Below are 20777 nucleotides of genomic sequence, written 5' to 3'. Positions count from 1 at the left end.
AAAACGAATGGAGGCAAAGTTAAACCTACTTCCCCACCACTTTAAACAGCGTACCGGCGCTGAGCTTGTCGGTGGTTTTCATACCGTTCAGAATAGCCAGCTCTTGGTGGCGCTTGCTGGACACGCCATTGGCCGTGAGGGCTTGGGCCAGCGTCTGACCGGCTTTGGCGGTGCGGATGCGAATTTTCTCGCTCTGGCGGTTCAGCTTGCTGGCGTCGGTGAGGCGGCGGAAACCCTGGGCCGTGCGCTGGAAGGCGGGGCCATAGCTGCCCAGCGTACCGGGGCCGCAGAGACCGATGAGGGCGTACAGCGTTTTGCCATCCTGAATGATGTAGGAAAGCGTGCTGGCCTGGATGCCCTGGCGGCCCTGCTGATCCTGGCCCACTTGGTCGCCCTGCAGGGCAATAGCGGGCAGGCCGTTGATGGTGGTGCGGCTGGCTTGTGGCGAACTGATGTTCAGCTCCTTGGCCAACGCCTGGGCCGCTTCATCGACTGAGTTGCCGGGAGCCAGCGTCAGGATTTGCACGGCTTTACCGTTGGGCTCGGCCATCTGGAACTGCTGGGGCGAGTTCTGGCTCTGCCAGCCCTGCGGAATGGGGAACTGGAATTTCAGCTCGGGATGGTAGAATACGCCGCCTTCCACGAAGCCCTGACGTGGGTCTTCGCCGTAGGGCATGCCTTCGAGCATGCGCAGATAACCGCTGCGGTTTACCGTGAGGGCCCGGCCGCCCTGTTGTTGCTTGGCCTGGGCAGCCAGCTGCCGCACGGTGCTGTAGCGGTCGGCCGAGTTGGGGTGGCTGCTCAGGAACGTGGGCGTGCCACCGGCTCCGCTGGCCTGCTCCTGGCGCTGGAGCGTGAGGAAGAAATCGGCCATATGGGAGGCATCGTACCCGATTTTGCTCGAGTAGGCCACGCCCAGCTTGTCAGCCTCACGCTCATCGTCGCGGCCGTACTTGAGAAACAACAGGCCCGCGCCCTGCGACAGCGGCTGGGCAATGGAGGCCACCCGCTTCGAGAGAATGGAGCCCAGCAGCAGCGCCCCGGAGGCCAGCGTCGAGCGGGTTTGCTGTTTCTCACCGTGGCGGGCCGTTACATGGCCCAACTCGTGGCCCAGCACGCCGGCAAACTGCGCCTCATCGTTGAAATGGGCCATAATGCCGCGCGTGAAGTAGATGTTGCCATCGGGCGCGGCGAAGGCGTTTATCATCGGCGAGTCCAGAATGGTAAACTGGTAACCGAAATCGGAGCGGCTGGACACGGCGGCCATCTGCTGGCCTTTCAGGTCGATGAACTTTTGCAGGGCCGGGTTATTGAGCAGGCCGAACTGGGCCAGCACTTGGGGGTCGGGCTCCTTGGCTGGGGCCGGCGGGCGGAAACCAGCCGAGCCGGCCAGCGGCAGCAACGCCAGCGCCATGGCGCCGGTACGGAGGAAGGGATGCGAGAGGAAGTTTTTCATGACAGAAACGCTAAGTAGAAAAGTTGGCCGGGCCCTGCGGCGCCGCCAGGGCAGCGGCGCCGATAGGGAGGCGGCCCACCCGGTAGTAACCAAAGACCCCGCCAGTTCTTATTTCCCCACCACTTTAAACAGCATACCGCGGCCGAGCCGGTCGGAGAGCTGCATGCCGTTGAGGATGGCCATTTCTTCGTGCCGCTTGGTGGGTACGCCGTTGGCACTCAGGGCCTGGGCCAGCGTCTGGCTGGTTGTGGTGGCGCGGATGCGCAGGCGTTCGGCCTGGCGGTTGAGCTTGTCGGCGGCGGTGAGGCGCTGGAAGCCTTCCATGGTGCGGGTGAACACGGGCGCATAGGCCGCAAAATCCTGCGGGGCACTGCCGCCGAGCATCATATAAAGCGTTTTACCGTCCTGAATAATGTAGCTCAGCACCTGCATACCGGTTTGCTGCTGGCCGGTTTGCTGGTCCTGCTGCACTTGGGTACCCACGAAAGCCAGGGCCGGGAAGCCGTTTACCGTCAGCTCGCGCGACTCGGCTACCTGCAGGCTCAGCTGTTTGGCCACGGCCTGAGCGGCTTCCTGCACCGAGCTGCCGGGGGCCAGCGTGAGCAACATCATGGCTTTGCCGGCCGGATCGGCCATCTGGAATTGCTGAGGCGAGTTCTGGGTCTTCCAGCCCTGGGGCACCGGGAACTGGAATTTCAGCTCGGGGTGGTAGAAAGCGTTGTTCTCCACGAAGCCCTGGCGCGGGTCTTCGCCATAAGTAATGCCGTCGATGAGGCGCAGGTAAGCGTCGCGGTTGATGGCAAGCTTGGCGGGCGTGCCGGGCTTGGCTTTCCACTGGGCTGCCAGCTGGTTCACGTGCTCGTAGCGGTCGGCGGGGTTAGGGTGGGTACTCAGGAAATCGGGGATGGCCTCGCCGCCGGCCTGCTGCTGCTCGCGCTCCAGGGTGCGAAAGAAATCGGCCATTTCGGCGGCGTTGTAGCCTATTTTAGTCGAGTACTCCACGCCCAGCTCGTCGGCCTGGTTTTCATCGTCGCGGCCGAACTTGAGGTTGAGTAGCTGCAGGCCCTGCATGGCTTGCTCGCCGTACTGGGCAAACCGGGGTGAGGCAATCATGGCCCCCATCAGGCCCACCTGGCTGAGGATGGAGGTAGTTTGCTGCTTGGCCGAATGTCGGGCCGTTACGTGGCCGATTTCGTGGCCCAGCACGCCGGCAAACTGGGCTTCGTTGTTGAAGTTTGCCATAATGCCACGCGTGAAGTACACGTAGCCCCCCGGCACGGCAAAGGCGTTAATTACCGGCGAATCGACGATGCGGAACTGGTAGTTGAGCTCGGGCCGGTGCGACACCTTGCCCATCTTGTCGCCCATCGTGTTGATGTAGTTCTGCAGCTTCTCATTCTGGTACAAACCGAACTGCGCAATAATGGCCGGGTCCGATTCTTTACCCATCGCCAGCTCCTGCCCTTCCGACACGAGCATGACTTCTTTTTTACCCGTTACCGGGTTGGTAGCACAACCGGTCAGCAGCAGGCCGGCAAGTAGCAGGGAGGGAATAGAACGTAGAAGCATAGGAGCAGGAGTTGGTGAGAGATAATGCTTGAACGCAACGCGGCGGCTGGTGTTGGGATATGGCATGAAGCTCCCGCTTTGCGTGTCGTTGCTGACAGCTAAACGACATGGCGCAACGATACGCGAAGCGGGAGTTTAGCGTTACATCCCCGACGGGGCCTGTTCCAGCGGCGGGCGGGGGCAAGCCCCTACGTCGTGCTGGCGGACTCCCCTTCCTGCTGCTGCTGCGTATCCTGCTCTTCCTGCTCCTCTACTGTGGGGCGGCCCTGGCGCCGGTCGAGCCAGTTCATAACGGGCGTGGCCAGCGTGCCGTGCAGCACGATGGACACGAGCACCGTGAAGCCGGTAGTAGCCCACAGTTCGCGGCTGTTAGGGAAATAGCGGGTATCGAGGGCAAAGGCCAGGTAGAAGAAGGAGCCGATACCACGGATACCAAAAAACGATACCACCAGCCGCTCGCTCCAGTCGAGGCGGCTACCCCAAAGCGTGAGCAGCCCCCCCAAAGGCCGTAGCACCAACAGCAGAATCAGGCCCAGCGCTACGCCCGTCCAGTTCAGGTAATTGAACAACCCCCAGGCAATAGAGCCGCCGAACAGGGTCAGAATTATCACAATCAGCAGGCGCTCCAACTGGTCGGTGAAGTCGTGCATCTCGTCCTGGTGCTCGTGGCTGCGCTCGTGGCGGCGCAGTGTAACGGCCGCTACAAACACGGCCAGAAACCCGTAGCCGTGCACCAGCTCGGTAAGCCCGTAGGCCACCAGCGTTACGGCCAGCGCCACAAAGCCGTAGGCATTGGGCCGGATGCGGGCGCGGCGCGGCAAATCAAAAATCAGGTACGACAGCAGCCGGCCCGCCAGCCAACCGGCCAGCACCCCCATGGCCACGCGGTAGCCCATATCCATCCAGGTCCAGTGCCAGAGCCGCTCGCTCATACTTTCCTTGGCAATAGGCAGCAGCGCCAGGGCCAGATACACGAACGGAAAGGCCAGGCCGTCGTTGAGGCCTGCCTCACCCGTCAGGGCGAAGCGCACGTTGTCTTCGCCGCCCTTGCCGGGCTCGCCTACCTGCACGTCGCCGGCCAGCACCGGGTCGGTGGGCGCGAGGGTGGCGGCTAGCACCACGGCCGAGGCCAGCGGCAGCCCGAACACGCCCCAGGCCACGCCCACGAAGCCGCCGATAGTCAGCACCATCAGCACCAGCACCAGCAGCAGCGGAATGCGCCAGGCTTTTATCGAAAACCGCTTGTCAATTTTGAGGCCGGTGCCGGTGAGGGCCACCGTCACGCACAGTTCGGTGAGGTGGGTGGCGAAGGTGGAGAACTCCACCGGGTCGGGGTCGGGCAGGCCCAGCGGCAGGGTAAAAATCAGCATCCCCAGCCCCACAAACAAAATCGGATACGAAAGCGGATACTTTTTGAGCAGCGACGGCAGCCAGGCCACGCCCAGAATTGCCACGCCGAGCACGACAAGGATGGTGTTGTACATAGTTAGGTGATGGGAAGCTTAGAGCGTGTTTGGGAATTTATTAAAACAGCGTTTCCGTCATGCTGAGCTTGCCGAAGCATCTCTACCGCTTCGTTAGAGAAGCCGCTGGCGAAGCAGTAGAGATGCTTCGGCAAGCTCAGCATAACAATTCCCAAACATGCTCTTAGTCTAAAAGAACGTCATTCAGAGCGCAGCGAAGAATCTCGCGTGCTGACGCTGGATTAGTATCTCAACGACTGCACGCGAGATTCTTCGCTGCGCTCTGAATGACGTTCCTACGTTAACCCGGCCCCTGAGTTCCCTGTAATCCCTACGGCCGCCGGCTGTTCACATCCAAGCGCTGGTAGCCGATGAGCAGGTCGGTGCGGGTACCGGGCGGGCGGTAGTACACCAGCAAATCGTACTGATTTTCGGTTTCCTGGTGGCTGCCTTCCCACGGAATGCTGTTGGCTCCGGTGGGAGTTTGGGTGGCGTAGTAATAGTTGTAGTAGCCCTGCTTGAGCAGCGCGTGGCCCCGGTACTGGCGGTTTGCAGCGTCATAGGTCAGCTTGAACTCGTCGCGTAGCTGCCAGTCGCTTAGGGCGCCGAGCACATATACGGGGCCGGCAGCGGGCACTTCGGCATTTAGCTGGAAGGTTACGTCGAGATACTCGGTGTTGGTGCTGGGGTCGCCGGGGTACTCGCGGCTCTCAATCAGGCGCTGGCCATTGATGTCGTCGTACTGGGTGTACCGCTCGCCCAGCCGCGAGGCTTCGGGCAGCAGCAGCACGCTACGGGGCGTGGTGGTAGCATCGAGACTAGCCACCCCGGCCCCCGCCGAGCGGAAGGTGCGCAGGTCCATGAACCGGAACTCGCTCAGACCGGGGAAGGCGTTTTCAAAGTTGAAATACTGGTAGTCGAGCTGCTGCTCGGCGTCGCGCACAAAGGTGGGCCGCAGGTTATAGTGGGCGTTATCCCAGCGGAAGTTCTGGCGCAGCACCACCTTCACTTCCTGGGCCGGATTGACAAGGGCCATATTGTAGCGAATCCCAAAGTCGATCTGCTGCCAGCGAAAACGCTCCTCGCCGGCCACCAGAATGCCCTGCTTCATGGCAATCTGCACGGCACCATCTTCGAACACCAGCACCCGGCGGCTCAGCAGCGGCGTGCCGCTCGTGCCCTGCACCACCCACAGGTAGTTGCCCGACAGCTTCACGCGCGGCATTTGCACCTGGTAGTGCTGGTAAGGCACTTTGGTGCTCACCGAGGGCCGGTAGTTGTTGATGAGCTGCTCGTTGATTTCGCTCAGAAACTGCATGTCGGTCAGCATCGAGGGCTGCCAGTTCAGGTCGCAGTGGATGAGCTTGGCCGTGAGCCGCTGGCCCGAGCCGCCAAGCACATCGAACTCCAGCACCGGCGACTGGCCCTGGCTAAGCGGCACCACCGGCGGGTTGAACACCTGCCCGGCCTGGCCCGTGGGCACGTAGCAGAGCACGGTGCGCACGTTGGGGTCGTAGATGTAGTCCTCGTAGCGCAGCTTTTTATCAACGTAGTACTCGGTGCCCACCTGGCCGGGCGTGGCGGGCCGGCGGGCGGCGTTGGGGTCGGTGATGGGCGTACCCAACGGCACGCAGGCGGCCACCGGGAGCAGCCCCAGCAGCGGAAGGAAGCGGGAAAGTAGGCGCATGATGCGAAGATACGGCCAACGCAGTATCTTGGGTGCCGTGGTGGGGCTTTTGGGGCCGGCGGCGTTTGGTGGGACAACTCAGCCTCTCAGCTCACTCACTTCTGACATTCCACCAGCCAGACCCACCGATTCGCAGTTATGCCAGACAAGAATCTCTTCATTATAGCGGGTTGTAACGGCGCAGGCAAGACGACAGCCTCGTTCACTATTCTACCCGAAATACTGGAGTGCAAAGAGTTCGTGAATGCCGATGAAATTGCCAGAGGTCTTTCTCCGTTTCAGCCCGAGAAAGTGGCTTTTGAAGCGGGAAGGATAATGTTGGGACGGATGAATACGCTCCTGGCTAACGATGAAACTTTCGCGTTTGAAACTACGCTGGCAACCAAAAGCTTCAAGCAGAAAATAGAGCAGGCCAAACGACAGGGTTACACCACTACTTTGCTATTCTTTTGGCTTCAGAACGTAGAACTCGCGAAGGAGCGGGTGAAGCTCAGAGTGTTAGAGGGCGGACATAACATCGAACCGGAAGTAATCGAAAGGAGATATAGCAGAGGAATCAAAAATTTGTTTGATATCTACTTGCCGATAGTTGACGGAGCGTCACTGTTTGATAATTCTTTCGGTAAACGTAAGCTGATTGCCCGTCAAACCATCAGTGGGAAACTTGATGTATTGAGTAAATCAGAGTTTAAACAATTAAAGAAGCAATATGACCACGATTAAAAAGCAACTGGAACTAGAAGGCAAAATCTTAGCCGGGCTCGATTTAGCCTATCAGCGGTTGATTGAATTCAAGAAGTCTAAAAACGCGGACCTTGTAGTGATACGGGACGGCAAGATTATGAGAATTAAAGCAGAATAAAATTTCTAAGATGAATAACCCGGCGACCGGTTTTGATGTGAATAATGTGCATGCCTAGCGGTACTCAGGCGGACGTTATTAGCAATAGGATATTATCGTCACCATCTACTGAAATAAATTTTACATATACAAATCACTGAAAATTAACTGATTCTAAGATAAAATCTTGTGTAATTTAAAGCTTGTGTAATTTAAAGAGAATGATATTAGACACCAAATTGCATTAAATTAGGTAAATTTTTCATCGCATGAGCGAATAATAAAAAATAAACTTTATTAACTTTTTCATAAAATACATAATCTAAAAACATGAAGTTTTGTCTAGCATTATTGATTTTTATTCTTCTTGCAAGGATATCATACGGGCAAAACGATTTTGCAAATTTAGCAACATCAGCAGATAGTACTTTTGGATATAATGCTCATAATCCTCTTCTTCTTAAGAAAGGAGATCCAAATTCAAGTATTTATAATTCGCATATTTTTTTGAAAGGGCTTAAAACTTCTGATAATCAAAGTCTGGAAATCTTACTGAGAAAAACTGTAAACAATCCAATATATAAGAAAACGGCGGTTAGAATAAATAGCAGACAAACAGGCTTGCCTATTAGTGGCAAGTTGGGACTGCTTGACAAATATTATTTTATTACGTCAACCACAAAAGATACTTTAGTAATCTATGTTGATATATATAATAAAGGGCCGCTATTTATACCAGCAGGGCTGAAATATAAAAAACAATGAATGCTCTCGTTGTTTGGCATAAAGAGGAAATAGAGCTAGATTATTTCAAAGTGTAAGCAGGTCTACTTAATCTTACGAGCTTGATAGGGAAATATTTCCTGCTTACATGTTTTGTGAATGTAGACTATAACAGCTGTAATAGAGCCCCGCCCGAAGCACGTAGCTTCAGGCGGGGCTTTCTGTTTCTAGCAATTGCCGCCGCAGTTCAGCAGCGGAGCGCTAGATGTTCTCGGGCAGCCGGATAGCGTCCTCAAAATTGCCGAGGATGGGTTTGTCGCCCTCCGTTACGGCTTCGACCAGTAGCGCGCCGCCCACGAAAGCGCCCTTCCACGACTCGCCCAAGCCGCCGAACACTTCGGCCCGGTCGCCGCGGGAGCGGAGCTGGTTGAGGCCCACTTTGAAGGCGCGCACCTCCTTGGCCGTGCGCGCGGCCAGCTTGGCATCGTCGGAGGCAATGGCGGCCACCAGCGCCCCGTTGCTGATGTTCATCTCGCCCACCAGCTCCTCCACCCGATCCACCAGCACAATGCTGTCGATGGGGCCGAAGGGCTCCTTGAAGTACAGCTCGCTCTGGCGCGGCAGGTTCACCAGCGCCCGCGGGGCGCGGTAGGCGCTCCGGTCCTGACCGGGCAGGAACAGCGCGTCGTCGAGCTGGCCCTCGTAGATGGGCGTGGCCCCGGTTTTGAGGGCATCCTGGTAGAGGCGGTCCAGGTCCTGGGCCTGCTGGGCGTTGATGACGGGGCCGAACGCCAGGTTAGGCAGCGCGTCATCGGGGGCGTCCACCAGTGTGGGGTTACCGATTTTCAGGTCCCGGACGGTGTTCCAGTAGGTTTCGAGGAACTGCGGAAACAGCCGGCGCTCCACCACGAAGCGCACGTAGGCCGTGCAGCGCTGCTTGCCGTAGTCGTAGCCCTTTTTGAGCTGCTGGGCCATGGCGTCCCAGTCGGAGTAGTCCCAGATGCCGTAAGTGTTCACGCCCTCCATCTCCAGCATGTAGCGCTTGTCGGTAGTGGACAAGGCATCGGAAATATTGCGGGCGTTTTTGCGCCCCCCCACGAAGCTGAGGCAGTCGATAGCGGCGTGCTTCACCAGCACGTCGCTCAGTTCGCCGCCCGAGCCGCTCACCAGCGTCACGGGCAGGCCGCAGCGGCGGGCAATGGCGAAGGTCAGGCTCAAGGAAATAAAGCCGCCATCGGTGGGCGTTTTGGCGATGACCGCGTTGCCGCACAGCGCCTGCACCAGCACCGCGTGCAGCAGCACCGACATGGGGTAGTTCCAGGAGGCAATGTTGCTGACGAGCCCCAGCGGGGTACGCTTGCCCAGCATGCTTTCAATGTTATCGACGTACCACTGCACGCCGTCGATGGCGCGGTCGATGTCGGTGAAGCCCAGCTTGTAGGTTTTGCCAATCTCCCACATGAGCAGCTTGCCCACCAGCTCGACGTGGGGCTGCAGCTGGGTCAGGCAATCCTGCACCCGGCGCTTGCGCTCATCCAGGTCGGTGTTGGCCCAAGCGGCGGCTTCGGCCTTGGCGGCCTGCACGGCGCGCAACGCGGTGGTCTCATCGAGCATCGGCAGGCGGCCGATAATGCTGCCATCAATGGGCGAAACGAAGTCGCGGGGCTTGCCTGGCTCCTGCCAGCGGCCTTCCATCAGGTTGAGGTAGCCGGTGCCGTCGGGCGCAAATATTTCGGGGGCGGCAGTTTTGGTCTGGGCCAGCAGGTGGTCGAATTCGACCTGGGGAGAAACGATTTTGGGCATGGGAGAAGAAGGGGTTGGATGGCGAAAGGAAGCATCCGAAGCCGCAACTCCGGGTCAATAAGGTACGCGGTTCCGACCGGCAAGAGCCAGCTGGCTGTTAAAAGCCGCGAGGCCGCTCCTTTGTTCAGCTTCGCCCCTACCCGCCCAGCCGCCGCCACAGCGCCAGCAGCAAACTCAGCACGGCGCTAATAAGCAGCATCGACACCCACGGCACGTACAGCCGAAAGCCCGGCCGCTCCACCCGCACATCTCCCGGCAGCCGCCCAAACCAGCTAAACCACCCCGAGCCACCGCCCAGCCACAGCAGGCACCCAAGCAGCATCAGGCCCAGGCCCAGCAGGAAAAGGGTTTTACCGAATTGGGGAGACATGGGGAATAGGTTTATCAGGATTAGAATAATGTCATGCTGAGCGGAGCCGAAGCATCTCTACCGCTTCGTTGCACTCGTTCAGCGAAGCGGTAGAGATGCTTCGGCTCCGCTCAGCATGACGTGCGGTTTGCCCATCTGGTTATAATATCACCCCTGCCCAAACACCGGCTCAATGCGCCCTTCGGCCCCAATTTGCAGCACGGCCTCGTAGTTCTTGCCGGTTTTGCTGGATACAAACCCGCGGATGACGCCGGTTTTACCCTTGCGCAGCAACTGGTTCATTTGGGCATCCGTCAGGGTTTTGCCGCCCCAGGCGAAGGGGACCCGGAACTGGCAGTCTTCGCGGAAGCGGGAGCAGCCCCAAGCACTGCTGCCGCGCAGCATCTGGCCCAACCGGCAGACGGGGCAGGGTATCTGGCCGGGGTCGGTGGCGGTGGTGGGCTTGCTTTCGGCGGCGCGGGCCAACTCCAGGGTGCGGGCGGGCGTGAGCAGAACGGCGGCATCGAACTTGTTGCCGTCGTCGTCCAGAAAGCCTTTCATCACCTGGGTGCGGCCTTTCTTGAGCAGGTCGCCGGCCTGCTTGTCGGTGATTTTCTTGCCCTCGAATTCAGTCGGTAGCCGGAACTGGCAACCCTCCTTCCAGCGCGAGCAGCCAAACGCCGATTTGCCCCGCAGCACATGGCCGCTGCCGCAAGCCGGGCAAGTCCCAAGTGCTCCGGGTATGGCTGGGGTAGCTGCCGCTCTGGGAACTGGTGCCGCTGTTTTGCCGGCCGGGGCTCCCGCTTTCCCAGCAGAAACGGAGCCAGCAGGCGGAGCCGTGGTGCTGATAGCGCGGCCGGAACCATCCTGCTTCACCTCCTGCACCATTTCGCGCACCAGCTGCTTCAGCTCCCCCAGAAACTGCTCCTGGTCTAGCTCGCCGCCCTCAATCTGGCGCAGCTTTTTCTCCCATTGCCCCGTCAGTTCCGCCGACTTCAGTGTGGGGTTGCGGATGAGGCCAATCAGCTCGACTCCCGTGGGCGTGGGCACAATTTTCTTTCGGTCGCGGATGATGTACCCGCGCTTAAATAGCGTTTCGATGATGGCCGCGCGGGTGGAGGGGCGACCGATGCCGTTTTCCTTCATGGCCAGCCGCAGCTCGTCGTCGTCCACGTTGCGGCCGGCCGTTTCCATGCCGCGCAGCAACATGGCCTCGGTGTAATCGCGTGGGGCCTGGGTTTGCTTGGCGTCGAGGCGGGGCTGGTGGGGGCCGCTTTCGTCTTTCACGAAGGCCGGCAGCACGGTGCCCACTACGTCGTCGTCGTCGCTGCTGCTACTACTGCTCCTCTTTTCGTTGGCTACGGTCTGCTTCTCGGGGTCGCCGTACACTTCGCGCCAGCCGGGACTGAGAATCTGCCGGCCCCGGACGCGGAACGTGAGGCCCGCCACGTCGGCCGTTACGGTCGTATTCGACACCTCACAATCGGGGTAGAAAGCGGCCAGGAAGCGGCGCACGATGATGTCGTACACCCGCTGCTCGTTGCCGCCAAGGCCGCCCGCGCTGGCTCCGGTTGGGATGATGGCGTGGTGGTCGGTGACTTTGTTGTTGTTGAAAACCTTGGCGCTCTTGCGGATTTTGGGGGCCGCCAGCAGCGGGGCCGTGAGGGCCGCGTAACCGCCCAGCCCGCGCAAAATGCCGGCAATTTTGGGGTACTGGTCGTCGGGCAGAAACGTGGTATCGACACGCGGGTAGCTCACTACTTTCTTCTCGTAGAGACCCTGTACCGTTTTGAGCGTGTCCTCGGCCGAGAGGCCCAGCTGGTTGTTGCACTGCACCTGCAAGGACGTCAGGTCGAACAGTGCGGGCGGACTCTCCAGGGCCTTTTTGATGATGACGCTCGTCACCGTGAGCGGCTGGCCGGTTACGCGGGCCAGGGCCTCGTCGGCTTCCTGCTGGGTCACGAAGTAGCCGCGGGCCTTGAGGCGGGCCTTTTCGTCGGGCTCGTCGTCGTCTTTGCCCGGTTTCACCACGGCCACATGGCTGAACATAGTGCTCCGGTATTCAGCCCGCAGCACCCAGTAGGGCTCTGGCCGGAAGTTCTGGATTTCGTGGTAGCGGTCGACCAGCAGGGCCAGCGTGGGCGTTTGCACCCGCCCGATGCTGAGCACTTGGCGCTGGCCGGGCGCGTACTTGAGCGTGAACAGGCGCGTCGCGTTCAGGCCCAGCAGCCAGTCGCCCACAGCCCGGCTCTTGCCGGCCTGGTAAAGCGAGTCGAACTCGGAGCCCTCCCGCAGGTTCTGGAAGCCCTGGCGGATGGCTTCCTCGGTGAGTGAGGAAATCCAGAGGCGTTTGGTGGGCTTGCGGTACTTGGCCTCCATCAGCACCCAGCGCTGAATCACCTCCCCTTCCTGGCCGGCGTCGCCGCAGTTCACCACCTCATCGGCGGCGGCCAGCAAACGCTTGATAACGGCGAACTGGCGCACCACACCATCATCGCGCAGCATGAGCTTGATACCGAACTGCTCGGGCACCATGGGCAAATCGTGGATGCTCCAGCGCTTCCACTCGGGGCGGTAGTCCTCGGGCTCGCGCAGCTGGCAGAAGTGGCCGAACGTCCAGGTTACTTGATAGCCGTTGCCCTCATAATAGCCGTCCATCCGGCGGTCGGCGCCGAGCACGTTGGCAATTTCGCGGGCCACGCTGGGCTTTTCGGCAATGCAAACAATCACAGATTACGCTGATTTTAGGCGCTGACTAAACCGATGCGAGAGTCAGCGGGGAGTCAACAAATATAGCGTGCAAAAAGGTCGACTGGGCAGCTAGGCCGGGTGGAGCCGGCGCGGTCAGGTGGCACCGCTGCCAATCGTGCTAAAAGAAAAAACCCTCCCTACAAAGCGTAGGAAGGGTTTTGGTGATCCCGCTGGGATTCGAACCCAGGACCCATACATTAAAAGTGTATTGCTCTACCAGCTGAGCTACAGAATCAGTTTCTTTGTGCTGGCAATAAGCCCTTGTGGCTGATTGTGGCACAAAAGTAGAGTCCCGGATTTAACTGTGCAACTGTTTTGCTCAAAAAAGCCCCCCTTTTTTTCCTGCTCCTCCTGAGTTTCGCTCAACCGATTCAGGCCCAAAAAGTTAGTCCGGCGCTTCAAAAAGCCGATTCGCTGTACAGGGTCGGGCAGGTGGCCCAGGCGTACCCCTGGTACCGGCAGGCTCGCGACTCCGACGGCCTGCAATCGGGCCGGCAGGCGCTGCGCATGGCCTACACCCAGGAGGTGCTGGGCCATTATCCGGCCGCTCTCTATTACTTAAGTGTGTCTCAGAATCTGGAGCCGCGCTACGCTACCTGGCAGAAAATGGTGAGCCTGGCCCAGGAACACCGCCTGACGGGCTACCCCGACACTTGGCGGCAAAGCCTGTTTATCACACTGCAACGCTACTATTACCGCTTGCTGCAGGGCCTTCTGCTGCTGGCCATAGTGGCCGGGGCAGCTCTGCTGCTACGCCGCCGCACCGCCGACCGGGTCTGGTGGGCCGTGTACGGCAGCTACCTGCTGGGCGTGGGCCTGGCGCTAAACGTGCTGGCCTCCGCTCGGGTAGGGCTTGTAGCGCGCGCCCGCGCCCCGCTTATGGCCGGCCCCAGCGCCGGGGCTACCTGGCTGACCACCGCCGCCGCCGGTGACCGGTTTGAGGTGGTGGGCCGGCAGGACCTGTGGTATCGGGTGCGCTGGCAGGACCGGGAGGCCTATATCCGACGAAGAAATCTGCTGCTGGTTGAATAACACCCTGAGCAGATTATATTGTCCGTAAAAATATAAATACCTGTTATTCAATAAATTAGCATAAACGATAGAAAATATAACCAAAGGTTTAACGGGAAAATTTAAATTTTAAAAGCTGTGTATTTAGGGCAACATCGGCACAAACTGGCACCGGAGTTGCAATTGCTCTATCAGAAGCCCGCAGCCGGATTGGCTGGCTGTCGGACACCATTTCTGCAAACAGCACTTTCCCCATACATACGCCATGAAAAAGCTCCTCATCCTTCTTGCCGCCTTCTCGATTTCAGCGGCCGCTTCGGCCCAGATCACTCCGGTAAAAACCGTCCGTGGCCAGTACCAGAAGAGCCAGAAGCAAGACCTGACTCCTGAGCAGCGTGCCGACCGCGCCGCGCAGAAGCTCACTAAAAGCCTCAACCTCTCGGCCGCCCAGAGCCAGCAGGTGCGCCAGTTGCAACTGGCCCGTATTCAGCAGCAGCAGGCCAACAAAGGCCAGGCCGGCACGGTAGCCAAAGCCGATAGAAAGGCGCGCCATCAGGCCATGAAAGGTCAGCGGGCCCAATACGACGCCCAGCTTAAGCAGATCCTGAGCGCCGACCAGTACACCAAATACGCACAGATGCAGGCCGACAAAAAGGCCAAGCACCAAGCGAAGCGTCAGAACAAGGGCTAAACAAGACCATTTTAGCAACCACATAAGCGACAGGGCCCCGACGATTAATCGTCGGGGCCCTGTCGCTTATGTGAATTCTAATGCTCCCTCCGGCCTGCGCTGGTGGTGCCAGCCGACGTTGGGGTCATAGCACCGGCCGTGCGGCAGCGGCCCGGGCCTGCTGGCCCAGCTTGCTGTGCTTACGGCCGTAGCCGTAGTAAATGACCAGCCCAATGGCCAGCCAAACGGCTAGGCGCAGCCAAGTTTCCCAGGGCATCGACACCATCATCACTACGCAGGTGAGAATGCCCAGAATGGGTACCAGCGGCACCCAGGGCGTGCGGAAAGGCCGGGGTGCGTCGGGCTCGCGCTTGCGCATTATGAGCACGCCCGCGCACACCATCACGAAGGCCAGCAGTGTGCCGATGCTCGTCATTTCGCCCACTACCGAGATGGGCACAAAGCCCGCGAACAGGGCAATGAACAGGCCCAGCAGCAGGTTGGATTGCAGCGGCGTGCGAAACCGCTCGTTGATGCGGGCAAACACCGGGGGCAGCAGCCCATCCTTGGCCATACTGAAGAACACCCGGCTCTGGCCCAGCAAATCCACCAGAATGACGGAGGTGTAGCCAATGATGATGGCCAGAATAACCGCGCCCGACAGCCAGGCATAGGGTGTTTTTTCGATAGCAATGGCCACCGGCGCGGCGCTGTTCTTGAACTCGGTGTAGTTGGCCAAACCCGTCATCACGTAGCCGAAAAGCACGAACAGCACGGTGCAGACCGCCAGCGAGCCGAGGATGCCAATGGGCAGGTTGCGCTGCGGGTTCTTGGTTTCCTGCGCCATAGTGGCCACGATATCGAAGCCGATGAACACGAAGAAAATGACGCCTGCCCCGCGTAATATTCCGCTCCAGCCAAACTCGCCGAACGTGCCGGTATTGGCCGGAATATAGGGCTGGTAGTTAGCGGGGTCGATGTACTGCCAGCCCAGGCCGATGAACACCAGCACCACGGCCACTTTCAGCGTAACGACTAGGGCGTTGAACCACGCCGAGCCGGCCGTACCCCGAATGATGATGAGCGTAATGGCCAGCACGATGAGCATGGCCGGCACGTTCACCAGCCCGTGTACCTCGCCCCCGCCGCCGGCCAGCGTGGCCGTTTCGAATGGCGACATAACCAGTTGCGGGGGCAGGTGGATACCGTATTTGGCCAGGAAATTGAGCAGGTACTGCGACCAGCTGATGGCCACCGTAGCCGCGCCCACCGAGTATTCGAGCACTAGGTCCCAGCCGATAATCCAGGCAAACAGCTCGCCCATAGTGGCGTAGGCGTAGGTGTAGGCCGAGCCCGACACCGGCACCATGGAGGCAAATTCGGCGTAGCATAGGGCCGAAAACGCGCATCCCACGGCCGCCACGATAAACGAGAGCGTGATGGCCGGGCCGGCGTTGTTGGCAGCAGCAATGCCGGTTAGCGAAAACAGCCCGGCCCCGATAATTACGCCGACACCGATGGTAATGAGGTTGAAGCCGTTGAGGCTTCGTTTGAGGGTGTTGCTGCCTGTTTCGGCCGCTTCCTGCCGCAGCAGTTCCAATGATTTTTTAAGCATACAACAAGCAAGGATGCGCGCCGCTTGCCGCAGCGCGCATCCGGGTAAAAATGAACCGGGCCGGTAGCGGCCCACTGGGGTAATAAAATCAGACCAGCACTCAAGCCAGCACCCGAATAACCGACTCCGAGAAGCGCTCCATTTCTTCGAGCTGCGGGCTGGCCTGCAACAGAAAGAAATCGACCCCAACCCGCTCGAACTCGCCGATCCGGTCCTGGAGCTGGGCGGGCGTGCCGGTGAGGCCGGTGCGCAGGCCCCGGTTGGAAACCGAGTAATCCTGCAGCGACACCTGCTGCTCGAGCTGGGTACCGGCCAGCCACTGCTGGTAGTTGCCGAAGCCAGCAGCCGTGGCTTTTACGTCGGTAATGCGGGCCAGTTCCCGGCTGACGGCCTGCTCGGTTTCGCGCACAATGGTGTAGCCAGCCACCCCGAATTTCATCGGTGGCAGCCCTTTCTGCTCGCGGCGGCGGCGCATGTCGGCAATGCGGGCCCCAATATGGGCAGGCGAGTCGCCGTGCATCACGTAGCCGTCGCACTGGGTCGTAATCAAGTCTTTGGCCGCCTCCGATTCGCCGCCGGCGTACAGGAACGGGGCCTTGGCGGGCTTGGGTTGCAGCACGTTGTCGGTGAGCTGGTAATACTTGCCGTCGTAGCTGAAGTGGTCGTGCTCCCACACGTTTTTCACCACGTCGAGCCACTCGCGGGTGCGGGCGTAACGGTCGTCGTGCTGCTCAAAGTGCAGGCCGTACTTGGTGGCCTCATCGCGCCACCACGAGCTCACCACGTTGAGCGAAAGGCGGCCGGGGGCAATTAGGTCGATGTTGGCGGCCTGCTTGGCCAGCAGCGCCGGCTGATGAAACGTGGGCCGCACGGCCACCATAATTTCCAGCTGCTCGGTTACGGCGGCCAGCGCGGCGGCCGTGCTCCAGGCCTCCAGCGCGGGCGCCTCGGGCCCCTTAATGTCGTTGAGGTAGAGCTCGGCAATAAGGGTCAGGTCGTAGCCCAGCGTTTCGCTGCGGCGAGCCAGCTCCTTCACGTAAGTCCAGTCGGTGGGCATCTGCTCGTCGACGACGTTGCGCAGCCAGCCCCCGAAAACGGGCATCCAATAGCCAAATTTCATAGTTGCAGAGTGGTTAAGAAGCCTTGGGGCTTCGGGTTTTCAGGAAAACAGGCAATCAGACTGCTAATGCGGCCAACGGGGCCTTCAGCGTATTTGCTTCGGCCGGGAGCTGGCTTTCGAGGTAGTCCACGAAGCGGGCGTAGGGGTCGAAGCCGACCACGTTCACGGCGTCGGCCACGAAATTGGACAGCGCGTTGATGTCGTAGTACAGCACCTGGCCGGTGCGTTCATCAATCAGGTACTCCACGCCGCCCACATCAATGCTGGCGGCGGCCACGATGCGCTCCACGGCTTCGATTACCTCGGCCGGGGGCGTAAAGGCTTCTACCTGAATACCCTTTTTAGGCGCTTCGGTCAGGCAAAACTCGGCCGACTGCTCCTCCGGAATCTGGCAGATTTCGGCCGGGCACAGGTTGAAGCTTTCGCCGGTCGTGTACACCTTCATGGCGTAGAGAAACTTGCCGTTGAGCGTCTCGACCCGGTGAATGTGGCCCCCGCGGGGCGTCACGTACTCCTGCACCAGCGCCGTTTGGTCGAGGCCCAGATCCAGCTGATTGGCCTCCACTGCGGCTTGCAGACCCGCCAGCGTATCGAAGCGGATGATGCCGGCCCCGCTGCCCCCGATGTTCACCTTAACTACCACTGGGAAGCGCAGCTCGCGGGCGGCCTCTACTGCCCGGCTGGCGTGGTTTATCACCCGCGCAGCGGGGTAGCCCAGCCCCAGCGTCTCGAACAGGGAAAGCTGCCGGGCCTTGTTGGTTTCGATGGCCGTAGCCGCCGAGCCGTTGATGATGCGCGTGCCGATGCGCTCGAGGTGCGTGGCGTAGCCGGCCGTGTGGAAAATGCCCTGGCCGTGGCCTCGCAGGTAGGCCGAGGAGCTCATGCGGTTCACCACCAAGCTGTAGGGGCTTTGCTGCTCGGCGGGGTTGAAAAGGTGGTGGGCGGCGTCGATTTTCTCGTAGGCCAGCCCGCGCCGATCGAGTTCGGCAAACAGTGGCTTAAACCATTCGGGGTGCTCGAAGTAGATGCCAATAGGCTTGGTGGCAGCAGTCATATCCAGGAAAAAAAAGGGTGAAAAAGCAGGCAGAAAACCCCTGAGCACAGCCAACGCCACCCCTGCCGGCCCGCAGCCGGACGCTCCCCAGCCCATATTATGGCGCAAACGCCCCAAACCCAGACGAGCCCAACGGCCCGACCAGACCTGCGCAGGCCAAGCGGATAATCCAGCAAAAAGGGAAGAGGGGACGCCAGCGGAGCGGCGGGCCTTGGGCTCGCGCTTACTCAGCGGCTAGGCGGGCACAGTGGCCCGCGACCGGTAATTAGGCCCGGCAACAACAGCCCCAACAGCAGCACATACCAGCCCGGTGCCGGAACACGGCGGGCGTAGCAATAAGGGCGGCGGAAGAAAGCAGGGCGTTGTTGGAGGCGTCCACGGTAACTTGTTTTTATATGGTCAGGACTTGGCACCGTGCCCGCGGTTGCGGATGGTTGCCGACGCTTCATCGAGCCTGTCTCTCAGCGCCTCTTTATAAAAACAATCCTTCGGGGAAGAAAGAATTGATGCCTCAAAGGTAGAACCAGATTGCTGCCCCGGCAACTACCCGCCCGTCTGCGCTACCTTCTCAGCACCCATTTACCGCGCGGCCTGTGCCGTAAACGGCGGCAGAAAGCGCATTTTAACTCGTTCTTCCTTCTATTCAATACACACAAAAAATACCCCGATGGCAACCGTCGGGGCATTTTTGATATTATTCCTCAGCAGACCGGGACTATTCGGGCAACGCGGCCGGCGGGATAGTCGGCTGCGACTCGGGTGCTTGAGCGAACAAGCGCATACGATAGGCCATAATGGCTGTTTCGCCGAGTTGGGCCAGCAAACGATAGTTGGCCACCGCCCCCACAGCCGCCCCCACCACGGGCAGCAGTTGGGCCATTTTGGCCAGGTCGATATAGTCGCGGTACTCCTGCTGAAACTGGCGCCAATCGAAGGTTTCGGCAGTGGCAGTGGCCCCGGTGGCGGGCCAGTCGGCCAGTTGGTGGTAGGTTTCGCGGCGGGTGTGCTGGCTGCTGAAGGCCAGTTGAAAGATATGCAGTAGGTAGAGCCGCTCGGAAAGCTGGCGCACATCGTGGCCGTAGAGGGCGGCAATATCGAAGAGCAGCTTGAGCTTGATGCCGAGCAGCAACGGGAAATCGGCGAGGCCCAGCAGGAAGCCGGCGGCCCCGGTAGCGCCGCCCTCCACGGCCGCCGCGTTGCGGTAGTTGCGGATGCGGGCCCGCACTTGCTCCTCGCGCTCGGCCAGCGTACCCTGCTGCACCGGCTGGCGGGTGGTATGCTGCGAGCCGAACAGCACGCCCTCCACCATTTTCTGGATGGTAGCCGTGAGGGCGCGGTGTAGCTTTTCGGGCAGCAGGGCATTGAGCCGGGACTGCAGCTGGCGCGTAAAGCGGTTCAGCAGGCTGGGCTTGCGCTGCATCCGCTGCTGCCAAGAGCGCAGGTCAGTAAGGGCTTGCTGGTCGTAAGGGTCGGGGGTTAGCATCAGAGGTGAATATACATTTCAGCTAGCACAAGGGCCGCTCACCGTAGCGCATAAATCCGCTCAATCATTTCTACTACTTTCAGGCCTTCCAGCGCGTTGGTTGTTGCTACGCCGCGTTGCCGGAGGGTTTCTACTACGTTGTCGATAACGTGGACGTGGTTGGCGGCCGAGCCCTGGTAGGGGCCGTATTGGTTGGCGGGGTTGGTGGGCGGCAGCGCGGGCAGCGTGTAATCCTGCAGGTGACAGTACTCTACTTTGTCCATGTACTGGCCGCCCAGGCGCAGGCTGCCACGCTCGGCCACCACCGTCAGCGAGCTTTCCAGGTTCCGGTCCCAGACGGCGGTGCTGTACTGCAGCGTGCCGCTGCCGCCGCGCACGAGGTCAAACGTCACCAGGCCCGAGTCCTCGAACTCGGTGAGGTGCTCGTGGGTGAAGTCGCGGAAGCGGGCCGAGATGTTGGTGATGTCGCCGAACACCCAGTAAAGCAAATCGACGAAGTGGCTGAATTGCGTGAAGAGCGTGCCACCGTCGGCGACGCGGGTGCCGTGCCAGCTGCCGGGCGTGTAGTACCGCTCGTCGCGGTTCCAGAAGCAGTTGAGCTGCACCAGAAACACCTTTCCCAACCGGCCTTCCTGCACTATCTGCTTAAGCCAGGCGGCGGGCGGCGAGTACCGGTTCTGCATCACTCCGAACACAAAACGGCCGGTTTGCAGGGCCGTATGTACGATGTCCTCGGCGTCGGATTTGTGCAGGGCCAGCGGTTTCTCGACCACCACGTGCAACCCCGCCCGCAGGCCCTGAATGGCCTGTTGCGCGTGCAAGCCGTTGGGCGTGGCTACCGTCAGCACGTCTGCGGCGGGACCGTGGCTGAGGTAGTCGTCGAGGGAGGCGAAGAACGGGACGCCGGGAAAATCGTCGGCCAGCGCCGGAACCAGCTCGGGCCGGCTATCGACTAGCGCCACCAACTGGGCCTCGGGGTGGGCGGCCACCAGCGCGGCGTGGCGGCGGCCGATGTGGCCCACTCCGCAGATAACAAAACGAACGGCTGATTCCATAGTGAGCTGCAAGCTTCAGGCCGCAAGCTACAAGCTTCGGGCAACAAGCCTCCATCAGGTAGTCCGAGAAACTAGCGCCTCAGAAAGATAGGCGTAACAGAAAGACTTGCAGCTTGTAGCTTGCGGC

At 60.1% G+C, this 20777-nt stretch carries 16 protein-coding genes, 1 tRNA gene and 1 riboswitch; of the genes, 4 read left to right on the top strand and 13 right to left on the bottom strand.

The features are described 5' to 3' along the window. Positions 1-25: 25 nt before the first annotated feature. The 4 genes from HW556_RS05585 to HW556_RS05570 all read right to left on the bottom strand — a co-directional run bounded on the left by HW556_RS05585 (position 26) and on the right by HW556_RS05570 (position 6175). On the bottom strand, positions 26-1456 hold the full coding sequence (locus HW556_RS05585) for a M48 family metalloprotease (RefSeq protein ID WP_176898788.1): 1431 nt from the start codon (positions 1454-1456) through the stop codon (positions 26-28). A 108-nt stretch (positions 1457-1564) separates the two neighbouring features. Then, the gene (locus HW556_RS05580) at positions 1565-3025 is read right to left on the bottom strand and encodes a M48 family metalloprotease (protein WP_176898787.1); all 1461 of its coding nucleotides are present in this window, start codon (positions 3023-3025) and stop codon (positions 1565-1567) included. Positions 3026-3213: 188 nt separating this feature from the next. Then, positions 3214-4509, bottom strand: a complete 1296-nt coding sequence (locus tag HW556_RS05575) for a cation:proton antiporter (RefSeq protein WP_176898785.1) — start codon at positions 4507-4509, stop codon at positions 3214-3216. 310 nt (positions 4510-4819) lie between these two features. Then, positions 4820-6175: a type IX secretion system plug protein gene (locus HW556_RS05570; RefSeq protein ID WP_176898783.1), complete on the bottom strand. Its 1356-nt coding sequence runs from the start codon at positions 6173-6175 to the stop codon at positions 4820-4822. 138 nt (positions 6176-6313) lie between these two features. Between HW556_RS05570 and HW556_RS05565 the strand changes: the two genes are divergently transcribed. Continuing rightward, positions 6314-6898: a zeta toxin family protein gene (locus HW556_RS05565; protein ID WP_176898781.1), complete on the top strand. Its 585-nt coding sequence runs from the start codon at positions 6314-6316 to the stop codon at positions 6896-6898. Positions 6899-7346: 448 nt separating this feature from the next. Continuing rightward, positions 7347-7781 carry a hypothetical protein gene (locus HW556_RS05560; RefSeq protein WP_176898779.1) on the top strand — a complete coding sequence of 145 codons (435 nt, stop codon included), beginning with the start codon at positions 7347-7349 and terminating at the stop codon, positions 7779-7781. Between the two features lie 219 nt (positions 7782-8000). Here the strand turns inward: HW556_RS05560 and HW556_RS05555 are convergent, their stop codons facing one another. The 4 genes from HW556_RS05555 to HW556_RS05540 form a co-directional block, all read right to left on the bottom strand. Continuing rightward, positions 8001-9542 (bottom strand): aldehyde dehydrogenase family protein, encoded by a 1542-nt coding sequence (locus tag HW556_RS05555; RefSeq protein ID WP_176898777.1) that lies wholly within the window; start codon positions 9540-9542, stop codon positions 8001-8003. A gap of 136 nt (positions 9543-9678) precedes the next feature. Then, on the bottom strand, positions 9679-9912 hold the full coding sequence (locus HW556_RS05550) for a DUF2905 domain-containing protein (protein WP_176898775.1): 234 nt from the start codon (positions 9910-9912) through the stop codon (positions 9679-9681). Positions 9913-10059: 147 nt separating this feature from the next. Next, entirely contained in the window at positions 10060-12621 is a 2562-nt protein-coding gene (locus HW556_RS05545; protein ID WP_176898774.1) for a type IA DNA topoisomerase, read from the bottom strand. Between the two features lie 180 nt (positions 12622-12801). Further along, positions 12802-12877: transfer RNA gene (locus HW556_RS05540), tRNA-Lys, on the bottom strand. Positions 12878-12957: 80 nt separating this feature from the next. Between HW556_RS05540 and HW556_RS05535 the strand changes: the two genes are divergently transcribed. Together HW556_RS05535 and HW556_RS05530 are read left to right on the top strand one after the other, a co-directional pair. Further along, positions 12958-13674, top strand: coding sequence for an SH3 domain-containing protein (locus HW556_RS05535; RefSeq protein WP_176898773.1), 717 nt, complete (start codon positions 12958-12960; stop codon positions 13672-13674). A gap of 244 nt (positions 13675-13918) precedes the next feature. Continuing rightward, positions 13919-14344 carry a DUF4890 domain-containing protein gene (locus tag HW556_RS05530; protein WP_176898772.1) on the top strand — a complete coding sequence of 142 codons (426 nt, stop codon included), beginning with the start codon at positions 13919-13921 and terminating at the stop codon, positions 14342-14344. 124 nt (positions 14345-14468) lie between these two features. Here HW556_RS05530 and HW556_RS05525 read toward each other — a convergent pair whose 3' ends face one another. From HW556_RS05525 to HW556_RS05505, 5 genes are all read right to left on the bottom strand, one after another. Further along, a complete protein-coding gene (locus tag HW556_RS05525; RefSeq protein WP_176898771.1) occupies positions 14469-15938 on the bottom strand; it encodes an amino acid permease in 1470 nt (489 codons plus the stop codon). A 100-nt stretch (positions 15939-16038) separates the two neighbouring features. Beyond that, entirely contained in the window at positions 16039-17058 is a 1020-nt protein-coding gene (locus tag HW556_RS05520) for an LLM class flavin-dependent oxidoreductase (RefSeq protein WP_176898770.1), read from the bottom strand. 55 nt (positions 17059-17113) lie between these two features. After that, entirely contained in the window at positions 17114-18112 is a 999-nt protein-coding gene (locus HW556_RS05515) for an ATP-grasp domain-containing protein (protein ID WP_176898768.1), read from the bottom strand. Between the two features lie 388 nt (positions 18113-18500). Continuing rightward, positions 18501-18593: riboswitch (SAM riboswitch) on the bottom strand. A 234-nt stretch (positions 18594-18827) separates the two neighbouring features. After that, complete coding sequence (locus HW556_RS05510; RefSeq protein ID WP_176898766.1) at positions 18828-19595, bottom strand: EcsC family protein; 768 nt, start codon at positions 19593-19595, stop codon at positions 18828-18830. Between the two features lie 38 nt (positions 19596-19633). Further along, entirely contained in the window at positions 19634-20650 is a 1017-nt protein-coding gene (locus HW556_RS05505; RefSeq protein ID WP_176898764.1) for a Gfo/Idh/MocA family protein, read from the bottom strand. Positions 20651-20777: the final 127 nt, after the last annotated feature.

This window comes from Hymenobacter terrestris (assembly GCF_013377905.1).
GTDB lineage: Bacteria > Bacteroidota > Bacteroidia > Cytophagales > Hymenobacteraceae > Hymenobacter > Hymenobacter terrestris.
The sequence above is the reverse complement of the archived record's forward strand: the minus strand, read 5'-3'. Positions and strand labels throughout refer to the sequence as shown.

Coding starts and splice junctions, on each gene's coding strand:
- HW556_RS05560 (WP_176898779.1), top strand. CDS start 7,347: ATGAAGTTTTGTCTAGCATTATTGATTTTTATTCTTCTTGCAAGGATA.
- HW556_RS05520 (WP_176898770.1), bottom strand. CDS start 17,058: ATGAAATTTGGCTATTGGATGCCCGTTTTCGGGGGCTGGCTGCGCAAC.
- HW556_RS05580 (WP_176898787.1), bottom strand. CDS start 3,025: ATGCTTCTACGTTCTATTCCCTCCCTGCTACTTGCCGGCCTGCTGCTG.
- HW556_RS05515 (WP_176898768.1), bottom strand. CDS start 18,112: ATGACTGCTGCCACCAAGCCTATTGGCATCTACTTCGAGCACCCCGAA.
- HW556_RS05570 (WP_176898783.1), bottom strand. CDS start 6,175: ATGCGCCTACTTTCCCGCTTCCTTCCGCTGCTGGGGCTGCTCCCGGTG.
- HW556_RS05505 (WP_176898764.1), bottom strand. CDS start 20,650: ATGGAATCAGCCGTTCGTTTTGTTATCTGCGGAGTGGGCCACATCGGC.
- HW556_RS05510 (WP_176898766.1), bottom strand. CDS start 19,595: ATGCTAACCCCCGACCCTTACGACCAGCAAGCCCTTACTGACCTGCGC.
- HW556_RS05525 (WP_176898771.1), bottom strand. CDS start 15,938: ATGCTTAAAAAATCATTGGAACTGCTGCGGCAGGAAGCGGCCGAAACA.
- HW556_RS05555 (WP_176898777.1), bottom strand. CDS start 9,542: ATGCCCAAAATCGTTTCTCCCCAGGTCGAATTCGACCACCTGCTGGCC.
- HW556_RS05530 (WP_176898772.1), top strand. CDS start 13,919: ATGAAAAAGCTCCTCATCCTTCTTGCCGCCTTCTCGATTTCAGCGGCC.
- HW556_RS05585 (WP_176898788.1), bottom strand. CDS start 1,456: ATGAAAAACTTCCTCTCGCATCCCTTCCTCCGTACCGGCGCCATGGCG.
- HW556_RS05565 (WP_176898781.1), top strand. CDS start 6,314: ATGCCAGACAAGAATCTCTTCATTATAGCGGGTTGTAACGGCGCAGGC.
- HW556_RS05575 (WP_176898785.1), bottom strand. CDS start 4,509: ATGTACAACACCATCCTTGTCGTGCTCGGCGTGGCAATTCTGGGCGTG.
- HW556_RS05550 (WP_176898775.1), bottom strand. CDS start 9,912: ATGTCTCCCCAATTCGGTAAAACCCTTTTCCTGCTGGGCCTGGGCCTG.